The organism is Mesorhizobium sp. M2A.F.Ca.ET.046.03.2.1 (assembly GCF_003952425.1).
Lineage (GTDB): Bacteria > Pseudomonadota > Alphaproteobacteria > Rhizobiales > Rhizobiaceae > Mesorhizobium.
Genome location: NZ_CP034449.1, coordinates 2,363,768 through 2,381,925 on the forward strand (window position 1 = coordinate 2,363,768; position 18,158 = coordinate 2,381,925).

Consider the following 18,158-nt stretch of genomic DNA (forward strand, 5'->3'; position numbering starts at 1 on the left):
GAACGCCGTCACTTGATCGCTTGGCGGTTTACAGCGGCTGAGTATGGCCTTAAGCGGTAGTTCAAAACGATGCGCTCGCCTCAAGAGCGCGAATTTGGTGAGGAAAACGTCAGGCATCATGGCTAGGAAAACCGAAAGCAGCGGCCCTTCCGTCAGTCCCGAGGAGGCGCTGGAATTCCACGCCATGGGGCGGCCCGGCAAGCTCGAGATCGTCGCCACCAAGCCGATGGCGACGCAGCGCGATCTGAGCCTCGCCTATTCGCCGGGCGTCGCCGTTCCCGTGCGCGCCATCGCCGAGGATCCGAGCCGCGCCTTCGACTACACGACGCGCGGCAACATGGTCGCCGTCATCTCCAACGGCACCGCCATCCTCGGCCTCGGCAACCTCGGCGCGCTGGCCTCCAAGCCGGTGATGGAAGGCAAGTCCGTGCTGTTCAAGCGCTTCGCCGATGTCGACTCGATCGACCTCGAAGTCGATACCGAGGATGCCGACGAGTTCGTCAACTGCGTGCGCTTCCTCGGGCCTTCCTTCGGCGGCATCAATCTCGAGGACATCAAGGCGCCGGAGTGCTTCATCATCGAGCAGCGGCTGCGCGAATTGATGGATATCCCGGTCTTCCACGACGACCAGCACGGCACGGCAATCATCTCGTCCGCCGGGCTGATCAACGCGCTGGAGATCACCGGCCGCGACATGAAGACCACCAAGCTGGTCTGCAACGGCGCGGGCGCGGCCGGCATCGCCTGCATCGAACTGATGAAGGCGATGGGCTTCGCGCCGGAAAATGTCATCCTGTGCGACACCAAGGGCGTCGTCTATCAGGGCCGCACCGAAGGCATGAACCAGTGGAAGTCGGCGCATGCGGTCAAGACCGAGGCGCGCAGCCTTGCCGAGGCGCTGGACGGCGCCGACGTCTTCCTCGGCCTATCCGCCAAGGGCGCGCTGACCACCGCCATGGTGCAGTCGATGGCGAAGAACCCGATCATCTTCGCCATGGCCAATCCCGATCCGGAGATCACGCCCGAGGAAGTGGCCGAGATCCGCACCGACGCCATCATGGCGACCGGCCGCTCGGACTACCCCAACCAGGTCAACAATGTGCTGGGCTTCCCCTATATCTTCCGGGGCGCGCTGGATGTGCGCGCCACCACCATCAACGACGCGATGAAGATCGCGGCGGCCAGGGCGCTGGCCGAGCTGGCGCGCCAGGACGTGCCGGACGATGTCGCCGCCGCCTATCAGGGCAACCGGCCGAAATTCGGCCCCAACTACATCATCCCCGTGCCGTTTGATCCGCGCCTGATCTCGGCGATTCCGCTGGCGGTGGCCAAGGCCGCGATGGAATCGGGCGTCGCCCGCAAGCCGATCCTCGATCTCGACCGCTACGCGCAGGAACTGTCCGCCCGCCGCGATCCGATCGCCTCGACCCTGCAGCGCATCTACGACCGCGTGCGCCGCCAGCCCAAGCGCATCGTCTTCGCCGAAGGCGAGGAGGAGCAGGTGATGCGCGCCGCCGTCTCCTATGTGAACCAGAAGCTCGGCACGGCGATCCTGCTCGGCCGCGACGACGTCATCAAGGACAATGCCCGCAATGCCGGCATCGACTTGAACAAGCAGGGCATCGAGATCATCAATGCCAGGCTGTCGCGCCGCAACGGCATCTACACCGACTATCTGTACGAACGCATGCAGCGGAAAGGCTTCCTGTTCCGCGACTGCCAGCGCCTGATCAACAACGACCGCAATCATTTCGCCGCCTGCATGGTGGCGCTGGGCGATGCCGACGGCATCGTCACCGGCGTTACCCGCAACTATTCCACCGCGCTCGACGATGTGCGCCGCATCATCGACGCCAAGCCCGGCCACCGTGTCATCGGCGTGTCGATCGTGCTCGCGCGCGGCAGGACCGTGCTCGTCGCCGACACCGCCGTGCACGACATGCCGAACGCCGAGCAGATCGCCGACATCGCCGAGGAGGCCTCGGGCTTTGCCCGCCGCATGGGCTACGAGCCGAGGATTGCCATGCTTGCCTACTCCACCTTCGGCCACCCGCAGGGCGAGCGCTCCGAACGCGTGCAGGAGGCGGTGCGCATCCTCGACAAGCGCCGCGTCGATTTCGAGTATGACGGCGAGATGGCGGCGGACGTGGCGCTGAACCCGCGCTCCATGGCGCAATATCCGTTCATCAGGCTCACCGGCCCGGCCAATGTGCTGATCATGCCGGCATTCCATTCCGCCTCGATCTCGACCAAGATGCTGCAAGAACTCGGCGGCTCGACCGTCATCGGCCCGCTGCTGGTCGGCTTGAACAAGCCGGTCCAGATCGTCTCGCTGAACGCCAAGGACTCGGACATCGTCAACATGGCGGCGATCGCGGCCTATACGGCGGGGAATTGACGGGCCGGCGCGTCAAAGGCCCTGCTTGGGATCAAACAAAAGGGCCCACGGCGATGCCACGGGCCCTTTCCGTATGAGGTGGTAGGGTCAATCAGAACGAGCGCTGGAAGCGGACGATGCCGCCGACGCTGTCTTTCTTGTCGGCCTTGGTCCAATTGCCGAACGGGGTGCCGCCGTCGAAGTGGCCGAAATGATCCCAATCAACTTCGGTCGTGATCGTGAAGCCCGGGACAATGGTGTAGGCGACGTTTGCCGCCAACGCATAGTTCTTGTCGTCGTCGGCGGATGCCTGGACATTGAAGGACGTCTTGTCGTTGAACTTGTAGGTGCCGCCACCCCATACGGCCCAGTTGCCGCCCCATGGCTTGTAGAAGCCGCGCCCGTGGGCATCGACTGCGTTGCCCGCATCGTCGCTCAGGTTGTCGTCGGTGCCGTAGCCGGCCATGATGAACAGGGATAGTTCCTTGTTGACGTTGACATCGAGGCGAACCTTGCCAGCCACTTCCTCGTAGTTGCTGTCATAGGCAACGACGCCAGTGAGCGCGCCCCAGTCGCCCTTGTACTTCAGGCCGCCGACGACGTGTGGAACATAGCTGTCGATGGTGCCGGTGGTACCGGAGCCTTCTTCGAGCGAGACGACGCCCGAGAAGCCGCTGCCGGCGTCGAAATAGTAGCTGACGACGTTGGTGTCCTTGATGCCATACGGGATGATCGTGTCCTGGATGACATTGCCGGCATAACCGATGAACTGGTCATAAGGCGTCTCATCCTTACCGACGCGCAGGCCGCCGAGCTGGATCCAGGCGAAATGCAGGTCGGTCGCCTTGTTGGCGGCGGGATTGCTGTCGACGTCACCGTCGGCGGTGACCAGGTTCTTGTCGCCGAAATTGAAGCGCGTCTCGGTGTAGGTCTTCAACGTGCCGAGTTCGGTTTCCTGACCGGTCCAGGTCTTCAGCGTGAAGCGGGTGTTCTTGAACCAGGTGTTCTGGACGTCGCCGTCCCGAACGTCGACACTCTTGGCGCCGTCGAACGAGCCGACATCGCCCACGCCGGCGTCATAGCGGACGTAGCCGCCGACGCGCAGGCAGGTCTCGGTGCCGGGGATATAGAAGTAGCCGGCGCCATAGACGTCGCAGATCTTCACGTATTCGGCCGGTTCCGGCTCGGCAACGGTCACCGCGTCGGCGGCGCGGGCGCCCGAAACTGCGATCAGGGCCGCAGCGGAGCCGAGAAGAAGGCTCTTGATGTTCATTTTCTTGAATCTCCAGTCAAAGGTTCAAGACAGGCCTGACATGCCGTTCGGCGTTTGCCACCCCCGTCCCCATCGTTGAAAAAGTACGCGCACCGGCGCCGCTTCTTCGCTCTGGACATGACTTAATCGGTCGTCACGTACAACAGAGATTGCGTTCGAAAAGAGTCTTTTTGAATCTTATAAAGATCTTGTTGCTCAAATATCACGTCATATATTTGTAAAATTGGGACAACTTGCACACTTTATACAATCGAAACACTAAGAAATCCCGAGAATGTGCCAAATGTGCCAATTATTACAGTTATATCACACTTAATTGCCCGGCTAATTATGTCGCAGGTTGCGCGGCAACCTTACCGAACCGCTCAGGACACGGGCATTTCTTCACCGGGCTGGTCTATGAAGACCGAACACCGCTTTGCCGACTACGGCCGCAAAAGCGCCGGCATGTATGTCACCGCAACCGGCGCGCCGGACAGCGCCATTGCCTTCAAACCGACCGTGCAGACCCTTTCGTTTTCGCTGGTCTACCGATTCAACGAGGCGGGGAACGCCCGCTTCTGAGACCGGGTCAGCGCTTCCAGAAATCGCGGTGCGGGGCGAGCAGCTCGTCCGCGATTTCTGGGAACGGACCGAAGACCTCGATCTTCTTCTGTCCGGAAGCGAATACGGTGCGCGAAGCGAGGTTCATCGTCGGATTCTCCTCGTGATCGCCGGTGAGCGCGAGGAGATCGGTCTCCTCGTAGCCGTAGACCAGCCGCCCGATATTGGCCCAATACATCGTTCCGGCGCACATCGCGCAGGGCTCGCCTGTCGTCACCAGCGTGCATTGCCACAGGAACTCCGGCTCATAGGCCGCCGCCGCGCGGCGGGCGAGCTCGGTCTCGGCATGGCGCACCGTGTCGAGATTGCCCTGCCGCATCAGCACCTGATCGTCGGGTCCAACCAGCACGGAGCCGAACGGATGATGCCCATGCGCCGCCGCCTCGCGCGCGACGGCATCGGCGGAGCGGAGGTGGGCGAGCATCTGATCACGGGTCATGGGGAAATCCTCTCACGGCGAGATTGCTGCCGAGGCATATGATTAGCAAGAACTTCTCTTCGCTTGCACCGCCATTTCGAGCGAGCGCTTGCAAGGACCCCTATCCATCCGGGCGTTGGGGTTTCATCACGCTGCTTTTGTCCATCTTCGCCGCCATCATGGGCCATTGGGCATCCAGGAAGATATCGAACGCGTCGAGCAGCACATCCGCGAGATTGAACAGCGGATAGAGCGCCAGCGCGGGGTGATCACCCAAGCCGAGGAAAGCGGCTTGCCGACGGACGGCCCGCGCAACTTCCTGTGGTTCCTGAAGGAAACGCGGAGCCTGAGCCGGGATCACCTCGGCAGGCTTCTGGCGGACGAGTTTCGGGCGAAGGATTCGCAGTTACGGTGTGGCAGTCTTCATCCCCAAGGGCTGAGCCGCAAACCCGTTAGCCATACAATGCGCGACAGTCCGCAGGTGCGTCTGCTCGGCTTTCCCAACTATAATCGCAAAGGACGCTAGTTGGCCCGAATGCGATAGTCGCGAGGTGCCACTACAAGCTGGAAGCGTTCGCTCGCAGCCGTCGAAGAAAGAGCTGCATTGTGTCGAGCGCCACGGCCTCTACAAGTGCGGCGCTTGCCGTTCGCCGCCAAGGAACAGTTTCCCGCGTCGCGAGTTTCTAGAGCTAGGCGGACGCGCGTCCCGATTTGAAGGCTGCCATCGTGATGCACCAGATCGAAGACACCAAAAAGCTTGCTAAGGAAGTCTATCAGCGGGAATGGGAAAGCCTGGTCCGCATCAAGGAAACTCAAGAACTCATAGAGACCAACCGCCGGCTCACAGAGAGGTCCCGCGAACTGTCAGCCATGCTCTTGGCAGGGCTGGCAACCGGATTTGATATCCAAGAGTAGGGTGGTTCAAATATATAATCGCCCGCCCCTCAGGGTTCAAACCGTGAACAAAATCTGGCATGGTGGCTCCCATGCCAATCGTTTCCCCGATTCCCCTCAACCCGTTGATCGACGGCCGCCAGTCGGAGCGCGCCATGCTGGTGCGGCGCGGCGTGCAGCGGCTGCTCAGAGAAATGGGCGCGCATGTGCTGCCGGAGCTTTCGCTCGCCACCGGCCGGCGCGCCGATCTCGTCGCGCTGACCAGGCAGGGCGACATCTGGATCATCGAGATCAAATCCTCGATCGAGGATTTTCGCGTCGACCGCAAATGGCCGGACTACCGGCTGCATTCCGACCGTTTCTTCTTCGCCACCCATCCCGGGGTTCCGGCTGACATCTTCCCCGAGGAATGCGGCTTCATCCTTTCCGACGGCTATGGCGCGGAGATCCTGCGCGATGCGCCGGAGCACCGCATGGCGGCCGCGACGCGCAAGGCGCTGATGCTGCGGATTGCCCGCGCCGGCGCCGCGCGGCTCTTGGCAGCCGAGCTTGCCGGCGTCGCCGTGCCGGCGCTGGACGGCGAGAGCGAGTAGATCCTCTGCGCAAGGATTGAGCGCCGGCGTCTTGCCGCTGACGCCCGGCGTCGAGCCAGGGCTCAAAGCGAACCCCTCGCCTGCGGCCGACGAGAATTTTCGTCTCGCACCGATGATTTACGCCGATCTCGATTGTCTTCACCTACAGGCGCGTCCGGATGGCCGGCGGCCCGGAAAAGAGGTGATCACATGAAACCGTTGCAAAATCAGAATGTCGTCGTGGTTGGAGGCAGCCGGGGCGTCGGCCGCGCGATCGTGGAAGCCGCGCTTGGCGCGGGAGCGACCGTGCTTGCCGTCGCCCGAGGCGCCGCCGACCTGAAGCAGCTTGCCTGGGAACGGCCGGGCTTGAAGACCCTCAGCATGGACGCGACGACGGAAGCCGCGCCGCAAGCGGTTTTCAATGCGCTTGCACCCGACGTGCTGGTGATCTGCGCGGGCGCGCTCGCCGCTGCCGCGCCGATCCAGGAGCAGAGCTGGGAAATCTTCTCGGCGAATTGGGAAATGGACGTCAAGGCATCGTTCCTGTTCTGCCGCGAAGCCCTCAAGGGTCGGCTGAAGCCCGGAGCCCGCGTGCTGCTGATTGCCAGCGGCGCCGCCATCACCGGCGGCCCGCCGAATTCAGGCGGCTATGCCGGCGCCAAGCGCATGCAGATATTTCTGGCCGGCCACTGCCAGAAGGAAGCGGACAAGCTCGGCCTCGGCCTGCGCTTCATGGCGCTTTCGCCGGCCCGCATCATGCCGGGCACCGGGGTCGGCGATCGCGGCATCGACAGCATTGCCGCCTACATGGGCATCCGCCCGGCCGACTTCCTCGCCAGCTTGAGCGACATGCAGACGCCGGACGATGTCGGACGGGCGGTGGTCGAGCTGGCGACGGGCAAGCCGCAGGGCAGTTCCTTTACCGTGAGCGGCAGCGGCCTTGCGGCAGCGGCGTGAGGCGAGCAGGATGGCGGCCGAATTCAGCGCGCCGGGCTTCCCATGACTGACGCCTCCGGCCCTATCGAGCCTTTAGGTAGGCAAGGCCAGCCGGTCCTCGACCGGCTGGCCTTCGAACGCCTGAGCGTCGCCCACCGCCGGGCGCTCAAGCTGCATTGCTACCGGATGATGGGCTCGCTCAACGAGGCGGACGATCTCGTCCAGGAGACGTTCCTCAAGGCCTGGCGCGCGCGGTCGCAATTCGACGGGCGCGGCTCGGCGCGCGGCTGGCTCTACGCGATTGCCACCAAAAGCTGCCTCAACGCGATCAAGGCAAGGTCGTCGGCGCGGCGCATTCTCGATCAGCCCGAGCGACCGCCCTCCGAAGGCAGAGCAACCGGCGGACCGGCCACCGAATTCACCTGGTTGGAGCCATATCCGGACGCCGAACTGCCTGACATTGCCGATGACCGACCCGGTCCGGAAGCGCGCTACGAGGCCCGCGAGGCCGTGCGGCTCGCCTTCGTCGCGGCGATCCAGTTGTTGCCGCCAAGGCAGCGCGCGGCCCTGCTGCTTTGCGATGTGCTTGGATGGTCCGCCATCGAGACCGCGCAATTGCTGGGCGGATCGATAGCCTCGATCAACAGCGCCTTGCAGCGGGCCCGCGCGACGCTCGGCGAGCGCCAAAGGCGCCCGCCGCAGCGCTCACAGTCCAGTGCGGACGAGGGCCTGCTGCTCGAACGCTATATGCAGGCCTGGCAGGCCGACAATCTGGACGGACTCGTCGAGCTGCTGCGCGAGGACGCCATCTACCACATGCCGCCATGGCAGGAATGGTACCGCGGACATCAGGCGATCGGCGCTTTCCTTCGAACCGTCTGGGGCAATTTTGCCGGCTATCGGGCGGTGGCCGTCGGCGCCAACGCCCAGCCGGCGGTGGGCATCTACGCGCTCGGCCGCCGGGATTCCATCTGGCGGCCGCATTCGCTGCATGTCATCGAAGACACCGACGGCAAGATTGCCTCGCTGACGATCTATGTCCCGCCGCTCGGCCCCGCCCTGTTCGAGGCCTTCGGCCTGCCGCCGGAGCCACTTGCCTTAAGGGTCTAGTCCACATCCTCATCCGCGCCGGCCGCAGGCGCCGTCAGCAGCACGGCGGCGCCCAGCAGCGCGGCAACCAGTGAGCCGGCGAGGATGCCGACCTTCACCGCGTCCTGAAGCGCCGGATCGGCGGCGAAGGCGAGCAGGCCGATGAACAGGCTCATGGTGAAGCCAATGCCGCACAGCAGCGAAATGCCCAGCATATGCAGCCAGCCGGCATTGACCGGCAGGTCGGCGAGGCCGAAGCGGATGGCCAGCGCCGAGGAGCCGAAAACGCCGACCAGTTTGCCCAGAACCAGGCCGGCGGCGACGCCTAGCGTCAGCGGCTCGACAAGGGCCGCGAAGCTCAGGCCGCCGAGCGAGACACCGGCATTGGCGAAGCCGAAGATCGGGATGACGAGGAAAGGCACGAGCTTGTGCAGGCCGTGCTCCAGCCGGTGCAGCGGCGAATATTCCGTATCGTGGCTGATGCCGGGTGACCGCTCCAGCGGGATGGTGAGCGCCAGCGCGACGCCGGCCAGCGTGGCATGCACGCCCGACTTCAGCACCAGCACCCACAGGACGACGCCGAGCAGCAGATACGGCCAGAGCTTCATCGCCCGCATGCGGTTGAGCACGACCAGCAGAGCGATGACCGCAAAGGCGGCGGCCAAATAAGCGAGCGACAGGCCGCTGGTGTAGAACAGCGCGATGATGATGACGGCGCCGAGATCGTCGATGATGGCCAAAGCGGTGAGGAAGACCTTCAGCGAGGCCGGCACGCGGCTGCCGAGCAGCGAGAGCACGCCGAGCGCGAAGGCGATGTCGGTGGCGGTGGGGATCGCCCAGCCGGAGAGTGCCGCCTGATTGTCGCGGTTGATCAGGACATAGACCAGCGCCGGCACCACCATGCCGCCGGCGGCGGCGATGCCGGGCAGCACGCGGCGCGACCAGGTCGAGAGCTGACCGTCCAGCATCTCGCGCTTGATCTCCAGCCCGACCAGCAGGAAGAACACCGCCATCAGCCCGTCATTGATCCAGTGCGAGACGCTGAGCGGCCCGAGATAGGCATGCAGGACGGCGAAATAGGTCGCGGCCAAGGGCGAGTTGGCAACGATCAGCGCCAGGGCCGCGGCCGCCATCAGGATGATGCCGCCCGCGGCTTCGCTGTCGAGGAATTCGCGCAGGATCGATTTCGGCCGTTGATCCAAAGCCTGCATTTCTCCCCCTCACTTCCCGTTCGGCGGCGCGATGATGCGCAAACTTCAACGGCCGGGCAAGCATCGACGGCAATCGTCGTGGCGTATCTGTCATTTCCGAAACGCCGGCGCCGCCCCTCATCTGCCTGCCGGCACCTTCTCCCCGTGGAACGGGGAGAAGGGGCGCTCTCGCCTAGGATTTCGCTAATCTCCGACGTTGCAGAGGAGGCGCCAGCATCGCGGCCAGCCCCTTCTCCCCGTCACTATACGGGGAGAAGTGCCCGGCAGGGCGGTGAGGGGCAGCGCCGTTTTGGTGGTTGGCTCCTTCACCACAAGCCGGACCAAGGCCGACCTGTAGCGCATAATGCTGCGCGCCCAGCGATGCCTAACGCGGCGCCCGCTTGGCGAGAATCCGCTGCAGGGTGCGGCGGTGCATGTTCAGCCGGCGCGCCGTCTCGGACACGTTGCGGTCGCACATTTCGTAGACGCGCTGGATGTGCTCCCAGCGCACCCGGTCGGCCGACATCGGGTTTTCCGGAGGCGCGGCACGTTCGCCGGAGGTGCGGGTGAGCGCGGCGAAGACGTCGTCGGCATCGGCGGGCTTGGACAGATAGTCGATGGCGCCGAGCTTCACCGCCGTCACCGCGGTGGCGATGTTGCCATAGCCGGTCAGGATGATGGCGCGGGCATCGTCGCGCTTTTCGCGGATGGCTGCCACGACATCGAGGCCGTTGCCGTCGCCGAGCCGCATGTCGACCACGGCATAGGCCGGCGGATGGGCGCGCGCCTTGGCGACGGCCTCTTCGACGCTTTCCGCCGTCTCGACCACGAAGCCCCTGGTTTCCATGGCCCGGGCAAGGCGGGTGAGGAAGGGCTTGTCGTCCTCGACGATGAGCAGCGAGGTGTCCTCGCCCTCGACCATTGCGCCAGCCGTCTCGTCTCCGCTCATCTTATCGGCACCCTATTGACCAAAAGCGCAGCCGTCGAAACGAATTCCGGCGAAGGCGCTCGAAGTCCATGTTTTTCGGGCATGCCGCTTTTCCAGACACAATTTTGGGCGACATGCTTCACTTTTACGCAGATACAGTCCCGCAAGAGCAATGTCCAATTTTTAGAGCCGGCAACAGAGCTGCCATGCGGTAATTGCAAGGTCTACGCACCATCCAGCCAAGCTTACGCATTGTCGAACGTGGTGGCCGAAGCCTGATCCTGGTTGAGGAAGACGCCACGCGGCCAGACGACCTGGACCACCGCGCCTTCGCCGAGCCCGCTCGAATTGCGGAAATCGATGCTGGCGCCGGAACGCTCCAGCAAGGTCTTGGCGATGAACAGCCCGAGCCCCAGGCCGCCGCCCGCCTCCGTGCCCTGGCGCGTCGACATATAGGGCTCGCCGATGCGGTCGATGATCTCGGCCGGGAAGCCCGGCCCGTCATCGGTGATGGAGAAGGTGACCGTCTCATTGTCCCAGCTCCAGCTGACGGTGACCATCTTGCGGGCGAAATCGACGGCGTTCTCGACCAGGTTGCCGAGCCCGTAGATGACGCCGGGATTGCGCTGGCCGACCGGCTCGGGGCCGATCCGCTCGCCGGGCCGCAGCCGGATCGAGATGCCGAAATCGCGATGCGGCGCCGTCACCTCCTCGATCAGCGAGGTGAGCGGCATGCGCGACAGATGCGCTTCGCCTTCCGAGGACAGGCTGGTCAGCCGCTTCAGGATCTCGCGGCAACGCTCGCTCTGCGAGCGCAGGAGCCTGACGTCCTCGCCGTATTTCGGGTCCTTGCCGAGCGCCTTTTCCATCTCCTTGGCGACGACGGTGATGGTGGCCAGCGGCGTGCCGAGTTCGTGCGCAGCGGCGGCAGCCAGCCCGTCCAGCGCCGAAAGATGCTGCTCGCGCTGCAGCACCAATTCGGTGGCGGCCAAAGCGTTGGCGAGCAGGCGCGCTTCCGCCGCGACGCGGAAAGCATAGATCGCGGTGAAGGCGATCGAGGCGAAGACCGCCATCCACATGCCGGCGACATAGATGAAGGGCATCGGCAACGGCGCGTCTTGGTACCAAGGCAGCGGCAGGTGGAAGAACACCAGCAACGTCGCGGCCACCATGACCAGCGCGCCGAGGATCGCGGTGAACCGCAGCGGCAGCGACGCGGCCGAAATGACAACAGGCACGGACAGCAGCACCGAGAACGGGTTGGTCAGGCCTCCGGTCATGTAAAGCAGCCCGCTGAGCTGCAGGCCGTCGAAGGTCAGGATGGCGAAGGCCGAGAGCGGGGTGAGCCTATGCGCGGCCGGATAGCGGAAGGTGAGCCACAGATTCATCCACGCCGACAAGGCGATGAGCGCGAAGCACATCGAGACCGGCAGCGGGAATTTCAGCCCATAGGCGACGACCAGCACGGTCAGGCTCTGGCCGACGATGGCCAGCCAGCGCAGGCGAACCAGCGTGTTGAGCCGCAACCGCTGGCTTGGCTGGGAATCAGGCGCGCGCAGGATGTTGATCATCGACTTACGATTATAACCGCGGGAGAGTAAGCGCTAGTAGTGCTGTAAAAGGCGCCTCGCGCGATTCGCATTGGCCGAGGCCCTTCGCGATTTCGTCATCCACGGGCGGAGCGACGCGAAGCGGAGCGCAGACCCGAGGATCCATTCCGTTACCTTCACCGTAGAATGCGGCGGAGCAGAATTCTGAGCCGTCGCAACGCTTCCCGGTCACGGCATGGATCCTCGGGTCTACGCGCGTCGCTTCGCTCCTAGCTCCACCCGTGGATGACGACGTGACGGGTGTTTGCGCCAATCGCCAACATACGCCGTCCGGTAACGCGAGGCTCGCCAAGGCTTCCGGCGCAAGCCTACGTCCCCCGCGGCTTGGCGCGGCTGGTGGCGGCGGCCAGCAGCGGGTTTTCCGGCCAGACATGCTTTGGGTAGCGGCCGCGCATGTCGGCACGCACATCCGCCCAGGAGCCGCGCCAGAAGCCGGGCAAGTCGCGCGTCATCTGGATCGGCCGTTGCGCCGGCGACAGAAGCTCCAGGGTCAGCGACACGGTGCCGTTGGCGATCGAGGGATGCCGGTCGAGGCCGAAGAGTTCCTGCACCCGGATCGAAAGCACCGGCCATTCGCCGTCATAGCGGATCGGCACATGGCTGCCGGACGGCGCGTCGAAATGAGTTGGCGCCAGCGTGTCGACCTTGCGCTGCAGATCGTGCGGGACCAACGCCATGAGCGCCGACGACAAAGTCGCAGGCTTGATGGCCGCGAAGGATGCGTCGCCTGCGAGGAACGGCAGGAGCCAGTCGTCGAGGCGCTCGACAAGCGCATCATCCGAAACGTCTGGCCAGGGCGCGCCGAGGCCGCGATGCAGCCAGCCAAGCCGCTGGCGGAGCGCCTCGGCCTCCTTGCCCCAGTCGAGCAGCGACAGGCCGTGCTCGCGCAGGGCATCTAGGATGGCGCGATCGGCATCGGCGCCGGACGGCGCCGGCAACATGCGCTCGGACAACGTGATGGCGCCGAGCCTGGCGGTCTCGCGCATGCGCACGGCGCGGCGCTCGCGATCGAAGCTCGTCTCGCGCTTCGTCTCGATGCGATCGGCAAGAGCGGCGCGGATATCGGCTTCGCCGACCGGCGCGGCCGCAGTGATGCGGGCGTTCTGCGCCTTGCCCTGCAGGTCGGCGACCACGAGCCAGGTTTCGTTGGCGAGCGGATCGGCGGCATCGACCATGGCGCCCGAACCGTTGGCGAGCACGAAGCGGCCGCGTTCGCCGCGCGCCCTCGCCACGCGATCCGGCCAAGCATGAATGAGGAGGGCGCCGGCGTTCTTACCCTCCCCCTCGAGGGGAGGGTCGACGAGCACGCCTTGCGCAGCAAGGCGGGGGAGACGGGGTGGGGTCGCCGGCGGCGTGCTCGGCGTTGGCGTGCCCGAAGCGACCCCACCCCGATCCGCTTCGCGGATCGACCCTCCCCTCAAGGGGGAGGGTTTGGCCAGACGCTCGGCGAGCTGCCTGGCGGCGTTGGCGCGCGGCGATTTCTCGCCGCGAAACCGGATCAGACGCCGCTCCAGATCGGCGCTGTCGCCGCCCAGCCCACGCTCGGTCAAAAGCACGGCAAGCGTCGCCGCTTCGAGCGCGTGGCCGGTCTTCGCGGCTTCGGCCACCATATGCGCCAGCCGCACCGGCAGCGCCAGCTTGCGCATAGCGGCGCCTGCTTCCGTAAGCCGCCCTGCCTCATCGATGGCGTGCAGCGCCTTGAGCAGAACCCTTGCCTCGTTGAGCGCCGGGGCCGGTGGCGGATCGAGGAAGGAGAGGCTCGACGGATCGGCGACACCGAAGGCGGCGCAGTCGAGCAGCAGGCCGGACAGATCGGCCTCGAGGATTTCCGGCGGCATGAAGGCGGGAAGTGACGCAGTCTGCTCGGCGCGCCACAGGCGCACCGCTACGCCGGGCTGCGTGCGCCCGGCGCGGCCGGCGCGCTGGTCGGCGGAAGCCCTGCTGACGCGCACCGTCTCCAGCCTGGTCAGGCCGCTCGCCGGCTCATAGCGCGGCAGGCGCGACAGGCCGCAATCGATGACGACGCGCACGCCGTCGATGGTGATCGAGGTCTCGGCGATCGAGGTCGCCAGCACCACCTTGCGGCGGCCGGCCGGCGCTGGTTTGATCGCCTGGTCCTGCGCCTTGTTGTCGAGCTGGCCGTAGAGCGGAACGATATCGGTGTCGGCCGCAACGTTGCCGTGAAGCCGCTCGGCGGTGCGCTCGATCTCGCGCTGTCCGGGCAGGAAGGCGAGCACGCTGCCCTGCTCGGTGGCCAATGCGGAGCGCACGGCCTTGGCCATGGCGTCCTCGACCGCCGTGCCTGCCGGCTGTTCGTCGTAGCGGATCTCGACCGGATAGGCACGGCCCTCGCTTTCGATCACCGGCGCCTCCGACAAAAGCTTCGCCACGCGCGCGCCGTCGAGCGTCGCCGACATGACCAGCAGGCGCAGGTCCGGACGCAGCGCGCCCTGCACGTCGAGCGCCAGCGCCAGGCCGAAATCGCCATCGAGCGAGCGCTCATGAAATTCGTCGAAGATCACCGCCGAGACGCCCGGCAGCTCCGGATCGTCGAGGATCATGCGCGAGAGCACGCCTTCGGTGACGACCAGGATCTTTGTCCGCGCCGAGGTGCGGTTCTCCATGCGCATGGCGTAGCCGACCGTGCCGCCCGGCTCCTCGCCGAGCAGCTCAGCCATGCGGCGGGCGGCGGCGCGGGCGGCGAGCCGCCGCGGTTCGAGCAGCACGATGCGGCCCTGCCCCCGCCATGGCGCGTCGAGCAGCGCCAGCGGCACCAGCGTGGTCTTGCCGGCGCCGGGAGGCGCCACCAGCACGGCGCTGCTGCGCCGCGCGAGCGCTTCGCCAAGTGCCGGCAGCACGGCCGTGACCGGGAGCTCCGGCAGGGGTTTCGTCGTCATGTCGCCCGCATATCAGCGGTCGCGGTCGCCGTGCAACGTGTGCGCTCAGAGCCTGGTGCGCGAAAACGGGTTCCAGCGCACGGTGCCGAGCCTGACCTCCTCGCGCACCATGGTCAGCAGGCCGGAGGCGCCGACCACCGCCAGGCCGACCAGCGACAGCCAGTCGGGATATTCCTGGAAGAACAGCGCGCCGAGGATGACCGCCCAGACGATCTGCGAATAATGCGTCGGCGCGATGCGGTTTGCCGGCGCGTATTTGACCGCAAGCAATTGCAGCAGCTGCCCGCCGGCGGTGAAGAGGCCCGCCATCATCAGCCAGACCAGTTGCCCGAGATTGGGGAGCGCGAACGACGTGGCGGCCGCGCCGACGCCGTTGAAGACAAGGCCATAGCCAACCAGCGCGCCGAGGATCGTCGTGCGCTTTTCCTGCTGGGCTAGCGAGCGCATCAGGATGACGCTGATGGCGGCGAGGAAGGCGTTGGCGAAGGCGGCGAGATGGCCGAGATGCAATTCGCGAAAGCCCGGCCGCACCACCAGCATGACGCCGACAAAGCCGGCGACGACGGCCAGCCACCGCCAGGGGCCGACCTTCTCCTTCAGGATGACCGTCGACAGGATGGTGACCAGCAATGGCGCCAGGAAGATCAGCGCGTAGACTTCCGCCAGCGGAATGGTGGTGAAGGCAAAGACGCTGAGCACGCCCGAGGCGATGCCGGCCAGAGCGCGCGCCTGCACCGCCCATGGCCTTTTGGTGCGACAGAAATCGCGCCAGCGCTCGTCCCCGGGCTTGGTGAAGGACAGGAAGCAGCCGGCAAACAGGGTCGAGAAGAAGCCGATCTCGAAGACGGTGAACTGCCCGCCCAGGCTCTTGATGACGGCGTCGCTGAACGAATAGCTTGCATAGGCGATCAGGGCGAGCAGAATTCCGTTCGGCATGTCATTTCCGGGAGAGAAGACGTGAAGATACTGGCGCTGGGCGCCCATCCCGACGACATCGAGATATTCATGTTCGGTACGCTGGCCGCCTATGCCGCGCAAGGCGCAGAGCTCAATTTTGCGATAGCCACTGATGGTGCCAGGGGCGGTACGGGCGACCCGGCGGCGCTCGCCCGCTTGCGGCGCAAGGAAGCGGCCAAGGCGGCAGGGCTGCTCGGCGTCGAGCCGCGCTTCCTCGACTTTCCCGACGGCGAACTCGTCGCCGATGCCGCGTTCATTGCGGCGCTGAAGGCGCTGATCGGCGAGGTGAAGCCCGACCTCGCGATCACCCATGCGCCCTATGATTATCACGGTGACCACCGCGCGCTGTCCGACGGCGTGCGCATCGCGGCGTCCTTCACGGTGCCGGTGCTGCATGCCGACACGCTCGGCGGCACCGGTTTTTCACCGACGCATTATGTCGAGATCTCGCAGCATTGGGAGATCAAGGCTGAAGCGATCCGGGCGCACCAGTCGCAAGGCCCCGAGCACTATGTGCACCGGGCGCGCCTGCAGAACGAGTTTCGCGCCGGCCAGTGCAACGGCGCCTCTGGCGCGCTGGCCGAGGCTTTCCGCTTCGAGCCTATTTTCCCCTTCGCCGACATACGCGCGCTGTTGCCGCCGGCGCCGGCGATCCGGCCAGTGATGGCAAGCCCCAGCCCTGCCACCGGGGCCAGCTGACCGCGGCCGAAACGGGTCTAGTGATCATTTCCCAACGATTTCAATGACGCGCTTTGGCATGCTGCGCCGCAGCAACGAATTCGCTTGCGTTGTTTAGTAAAAAGAGCATCACTAAACAAATTACTAAACATCGGCAGCGCATCGCGCTTCGTGGCGACGCTAGCGCGTCTGTTTAGGCCCTCGGAGGAGCGAGGGTTGAGGGGCTCTTGAAACCGTCATCCGGACGCGTTTCGCAAATGGGAGGTAAGGCATGAAATCGACCTTGAAACTGGCGTTGGGTCTGGCCTCGGCGATGTTTGCGTCGACAGCCGTCTCGAACGTCGCGCATGCGGAAGACCTGACGCTGTGCTGGGCGGCCTGGGATCCGGCCAACGCGCTCGTGGAACTGTCCAAGGACTTCACCAAGGAAACCGGCATCGGCATGAAGTTCGAGTTCGTGCCGTGGACGAACTACGCCGACCGCTTCCTGAACGAGCTCAACTCGCACGGCAAGCTCTGCGACCTGATCATCGGCGACAGCCAGTGGATCGGCGGCGCCGCGGAGAACGGCCACTACGTCAAGCTGAACGACTTCTTCGACAAGGAGAAGATCAGCATGGACGACTTCGTGCCGGCAACCGTTGTCGGCTATTCCGAATGGCCGAAGAACACGCCGAACTACTGGGCGCTGCCGGCGATGGGCGACGTCGTCGGCTGGACCTATCGCAAGGACTGGTTCTCCAAGCCCGAGCTGCAGAAGGAATTCAAGGAGAAGTATGGCTGGGACCTGGCCGCGCCGACCACCTTCGACCAGCTGAAGCAGATCGCCGAATTCTTCCAGAAACGGCAAATCGACGGCAAGACCGTCTATGGCGCCTCGATCTACACCGAGCGCGGCTCGGAAGGCATCACCATGGGCGCCATGGATGTGCTCTACAGCTACGGCTTCCAGTATGAAAACCCGAAGAAGCCCTATGAGATGGAAGGCTTCGTCAACTCCGACAAATCGGTGAAGGGGCTGGAGTTCTACAAGGCGCTCTATGACTGCTGCACGCCGCCCGGCGCCTCCAACAGCTACATGGGCGAAGGCGTCGACGCCTTCAAATCCGGACAGGTGGCGATGCATATGAACTTCGCCTTCACCTGGCCCGGCCTGCAGAAGGACGAGAATGTCGGCGGCGACAAGATCGGCTATTTCGTCAATCCGAAGGGACCCGACGGCGATCAGTTCGCGCAGCTCGGCGGCCAGGGCATCTCGGTGGTGTCCTATTCCGACAAGCAGGAATCGGCGCTGAAATACATCAAGTGGTTCGCCAACAAGGACGTGCAGGCCAAGTGGTGGTCACTCGGCGGCTATTCCTGCCTGAACTCCGTGGTGAAGGACCCGAAGTTCCCCTCCAGCCAGCCCTATGCGCAGGCCTTCCTCGACTCGATGGCCATCGTGAAGGACTTCTGGGCCGAACCGAGCTACGCGCCGCTGCTGCAGGCCTCGCAGAAGCGCTTCCATGACTATGTCGTGGCCGGCCAGGGCTCGGCCAAGGACGCACTCGACGGCCTGGTCAAGGACTGGACGCAGGTCTTCCAGGACGACGGCAAGATGTAAGGCTCCTCCCGAGCCCGCCGGAGATTTCAGGTCTAATCTACCTGAAATCTCCGGCTCTAAAAATCAGAGTAGAGCATGATGTCGTCCGAAAACCGCGAACCACTTTTCGGCATCATGCTCTGGTCCCGTGCCG

16 protein-coding genes are annotated in these 18,158 nt (G+C 64.9%); 9 read left to right on the forward strand and 7 right to left on the reverse strand.

Annotation, left to right across the window (positions count from 1 at the left end; all coding sequences use genetic code 11):
• Positions 1-118 precede the first annotated feature (118 nt).
• On the forward strand, positions 119-2,398 hold the full coding sequence (locus tag EJ072_RS11220; protein WP_126079759.1) for an NADP-dependent malic enzyme: 2,280 nt from the start codon (positions 119-121) through the stop codon (positions 2,396-2,398).
• Positions 2,399-2,489: 91 nt separating this feature from the next.
• On the opposite strand, the gene EJ072_RS11225 is transcribed toward EJ072_RS11220, so the two are convergent.
• On the reverse strand, positions 2,490-3,650 hold the full coding sequence (locus tag EJ072_RS11225) for a porin (protein WP_126079760.1): 1,161 nt from the start codon (positions 3,648-3,650) through the stop codon (positions 2,490-2,492).
• A 399-nt stretch (positions 3,651-4,049) separates the two neighbouring features.
• Here EJ072_RS11225 and EJ072_RS35930 point away from each other — a divergent pair, with 399 nt between their 5' ends.
• Complete coding sequence (locus EJ072_RS35930) at positions 4,050-4,214, forward strand: hypothetical protein (protein ID WP_189343293.1); 165 nt, start codon at positions 4,050-4,052, stop codon at positions 4,212-4,214.
• A 7-nt stretch (positions 4,215-4,221) separates the two neighbouring features.
• Here the strand turns inward: EJ072_RS35930 and EJ072_RS11230 are convergent, their stop codons facing one another.
• The gene (locus tag EJ072_RS11230; protein WP_126079761.1) at positions 4,222-4,692 is read right to left on the reverse strand and encodes a nucleoside deaminase; all 471 of its coding nucleotides are present in this window, start codon (positions 4,690-4,692) and stop codon (positions 4,222-4,224) included.
• 166 nt (positions 4,693-4,858) lie between these two features.
• Here EJ072_RS11230 and EJ072_RS11235 point away from each other — a divergent pair, with 166 nt between their 5' ends.
• From EJ072_RS11235 to EJ072_RS11255, 5 genes are all read left to right on the forward strand, one after another.
• Positions 4,859-5,197 (forward strand): hypothetical protein, encoded by a 339-nt coding sequence (locus EJ072_RS11235; protein WP_126079762.1) that lies wholly within the window; start codon positions 4,859-4,861, stop codon positions 5,195-5,197.
• Between the two features lie 200 nt (positions 5,198-5,397).
• The gene (locus tag EJ072_RS11240; RefSeq protein ID WP_126079763.1) at positions 5,398-5,586 is read left to right on the forward strand and encodes a hypothetical protein; all 189 of its coding nucleotides are present in this window, start codon (positions 5,398-5,400) and stop codon (positions 5,584-5,586) included.
• Between the two features lie 71 nt (positions 5,587-5,657).
• Positions 5,658-6,158 (forward strand): MmcB family DNA repair protein, encoded by a 501-nt coding sequence (locus tag EJ072_RS11245; protein ID WP_042645842.1) that lies wholly within the window; start codon positions 5,658-5,660, stop codon positions 6,156-6,158.
• Positions 6,159-6,347: 189 nt separating this feature from the next.
• A complete protein-coding gene (locus EJ072_RS11250) occupies positions 6,348-7,094 on the forward strand; it encodes an SDR family oxidoreductase (protein WP_126079765.1) in 747 nt (248 codons plus the stop codon).
• A 42-nt stretch (positions 7,095-7,136) separates the two neighbouring features.
• Entirely contained in the window at positions 7,137-8,183 is a 1,047-nt protein-coding gene (locus EJ072_RS11255; protein ID WP_126079766.1) for an RNA polymerase subunit sigma-70, read from the forward strand.
• Here EJ072_RS11255 and nhaA read toward each other — a convergent pair.
• The 5 genes from nhaA to EJ072_RS11285 form a co-directional block, all read right to left on the reverse strand.
• A complete protein-coding gene (gene nhaA, locus EJ072_RS11260) occupies positions 8,180-9,373 on the reverse strand; it encodes a Na+/H+ antiporter NhaA (RefSeq protein WP_126079767.1) in 1,194 nt (397 codons plus the stop codon). The genes EJ072_RS11255 and nhaA overlap by 4 nt on opposite strands.
• 364 nt (positions 9,374-9,737) lie before the next feature.
• Positions 9,738-10,301, reverse strand: coding sequence for an ActR/PrrA/RegA family redox response regulator transcription factor (locus EJ072_RS11270; protein WP_108703014.1), 564 nt, complete (start codon positions 10,299-10,301; stop codon positions 9,738-9,740).
• 224 nt (positions 10,302-10,525) lie between these two features.
• A complete protein-coding gene (locus tag EJ072_RS11275) occupies positions 10,526-11,851 on the reverse strand; it encodes an ActS/PrrB/RegB family redox-sensitive histidine kinase (protein ID WP_126079768.1) in 1,326 nt (441 codons plus the stop codon).
• A gap of 347 nt (positions 11,852-12,198) precedes the next feature.
• The gene (hrpB, locus tag EJ072_RS11280; protein ID WP_126079769.1) at positions 12,199-14,787 is read right to left on the reverse strand and encodes an ATP-dependent helicase HrpB; all 2,589 of its coding nucleotides are present in this window, start codon (positions 14,785-14,787) and stop codon (positions 12,199-12,201) included.
• Between the two features lie 45 nt (positions 14,788-14,832).
• On the reverse strand, positions 14,833-15,723 hold the full coding sequence (locus EJ072_RS11285) for a DMT family transporter (protein WP_126079770.1): 891 nt from the start codon (positions 15,721-15,723) through the stop codon (positions 14,833-14,835).
• A gap of 21 nt (positions 15,724-15,744) precedes the next feature.
• Here EJ072_RS11285 and EJ072_RS11290 point away from each other — a divergent pair, with 21 nt between their 5' ends.
• Positions 15,745-16,443: a PIG-L deacetylase family protein gene (locus EJ072_RS11290; RefSeq protein ID WP_126079771.1), complete on the forward strand. Its 699-nt coding sequence runs from the start codon at positions 15,745-15,747 to the stop codon at positions 16,441-16,443.
• Positions 16,444-16,693: 250 nt separating this feature from the next.
• Entirely contained in the window at positions 16,694-18,025 is a 1,332-nt protein-coding gene (locus tag EJ072_RS11295; protein ID WP_126079772.1) for an ABC transporter substrate-binding protein, read from the forward strand.
• Positions 18,026-18,158: the final 133 nt, after the last annotated feature.

Bases quoted from the DNA above. Each gene is read 5' to 3' on its own strand.
- EJ072_RS11220 (WP_126079759.1), top strand. From the start codon at position 119: ATGGCTAGGAAAACCGAAAGCAGCGGCCCTTCCGTCAGTCCCGAGGAG.
- EJ072_RS11225 (WP_126079760.1), bottom strand. From the start codon at position 3,650: ATGAACATCAAGAGCCTTCTTCTCGGCTCCGCTGCGGCCCTGATCGCA.
- EJ072_RS35930 (WP_189343293.1), top strand. From the start codon at position 4,050: ATGAAGACCGAACACCGCTTTGCCGACTACGGCCGCAAAAGCGCCGGC.
- EJ072_RS11230 (WP_126079761.1), bottom strand. From the start codon at position 4,692: ATGACCCGTGATCAGATGCTCGCCCACCTCCGCTCCGCCGATGCCGTC.
- EJ072_RS11245 (WP_042645842.1), top strand. From the start codon at position 5,658: ATGCCAATCGTTTCCCCGATTCCCCTCAACCCGTTGATCGACGGCCGC.
- EJ072_RS11250 (WP_126079765.1), top strand. From the start codon at position 6,348: ATGAAACCGTTGCAAAATCAGAATGTCGTCGTGGTTGGAGGCAGCCGG.
- EJ072_RS11255 (WP_126079766.1), top strand. From the start codon at position 7,137: ATGACTGACGCCTCCGGCCCTATCGAGCCTTTAGGTAGGCAAGGCCAG.
- nhaA (WP_126079767.1), bottom strand. From the start codon at position 9,373: ATGCAGGCTTTGGATCAACGGCCGAAATCGATCCTGCGCGAATTCCTC.
- EJ072_RS11270 (WP_108703014.1), bottom strand. From the start codon at position 10,301: ATGAGCGGAGACGAGACGGCTGGCGCAATGGTCGAGGGCGAGGACACC.
- EJ072_RS11275 (WP_126079768.1), bottom strand. From the start codon at position 11,851: ATGATCAACATCCTGCGCGCGCCTGATTCCCAGCCAAGCCAGCGGTTG.
- hrpB (WP_126079769.1), bottom strand. From the start codon at position 14,787: ATGACGACGAAACCCCTGCCGGAGCTCCCGGTCACGGCCGTGCTGCCG.
- EJ072_RS11285 (WP_126079770.1), bottom strand. From the start codon at position 15,723: ATGCCGAACGGAATTCTGCTCGCCCTGATCGCCTATGCAAGCTATTCG.
- EJ072_RS11295 (WP_126079772.1), top strand. From the start codon at position 16,694: ATGAAATCGACCTTGAAACTGGCGTTGGGTCTGGCCTCGGCGATGTTT.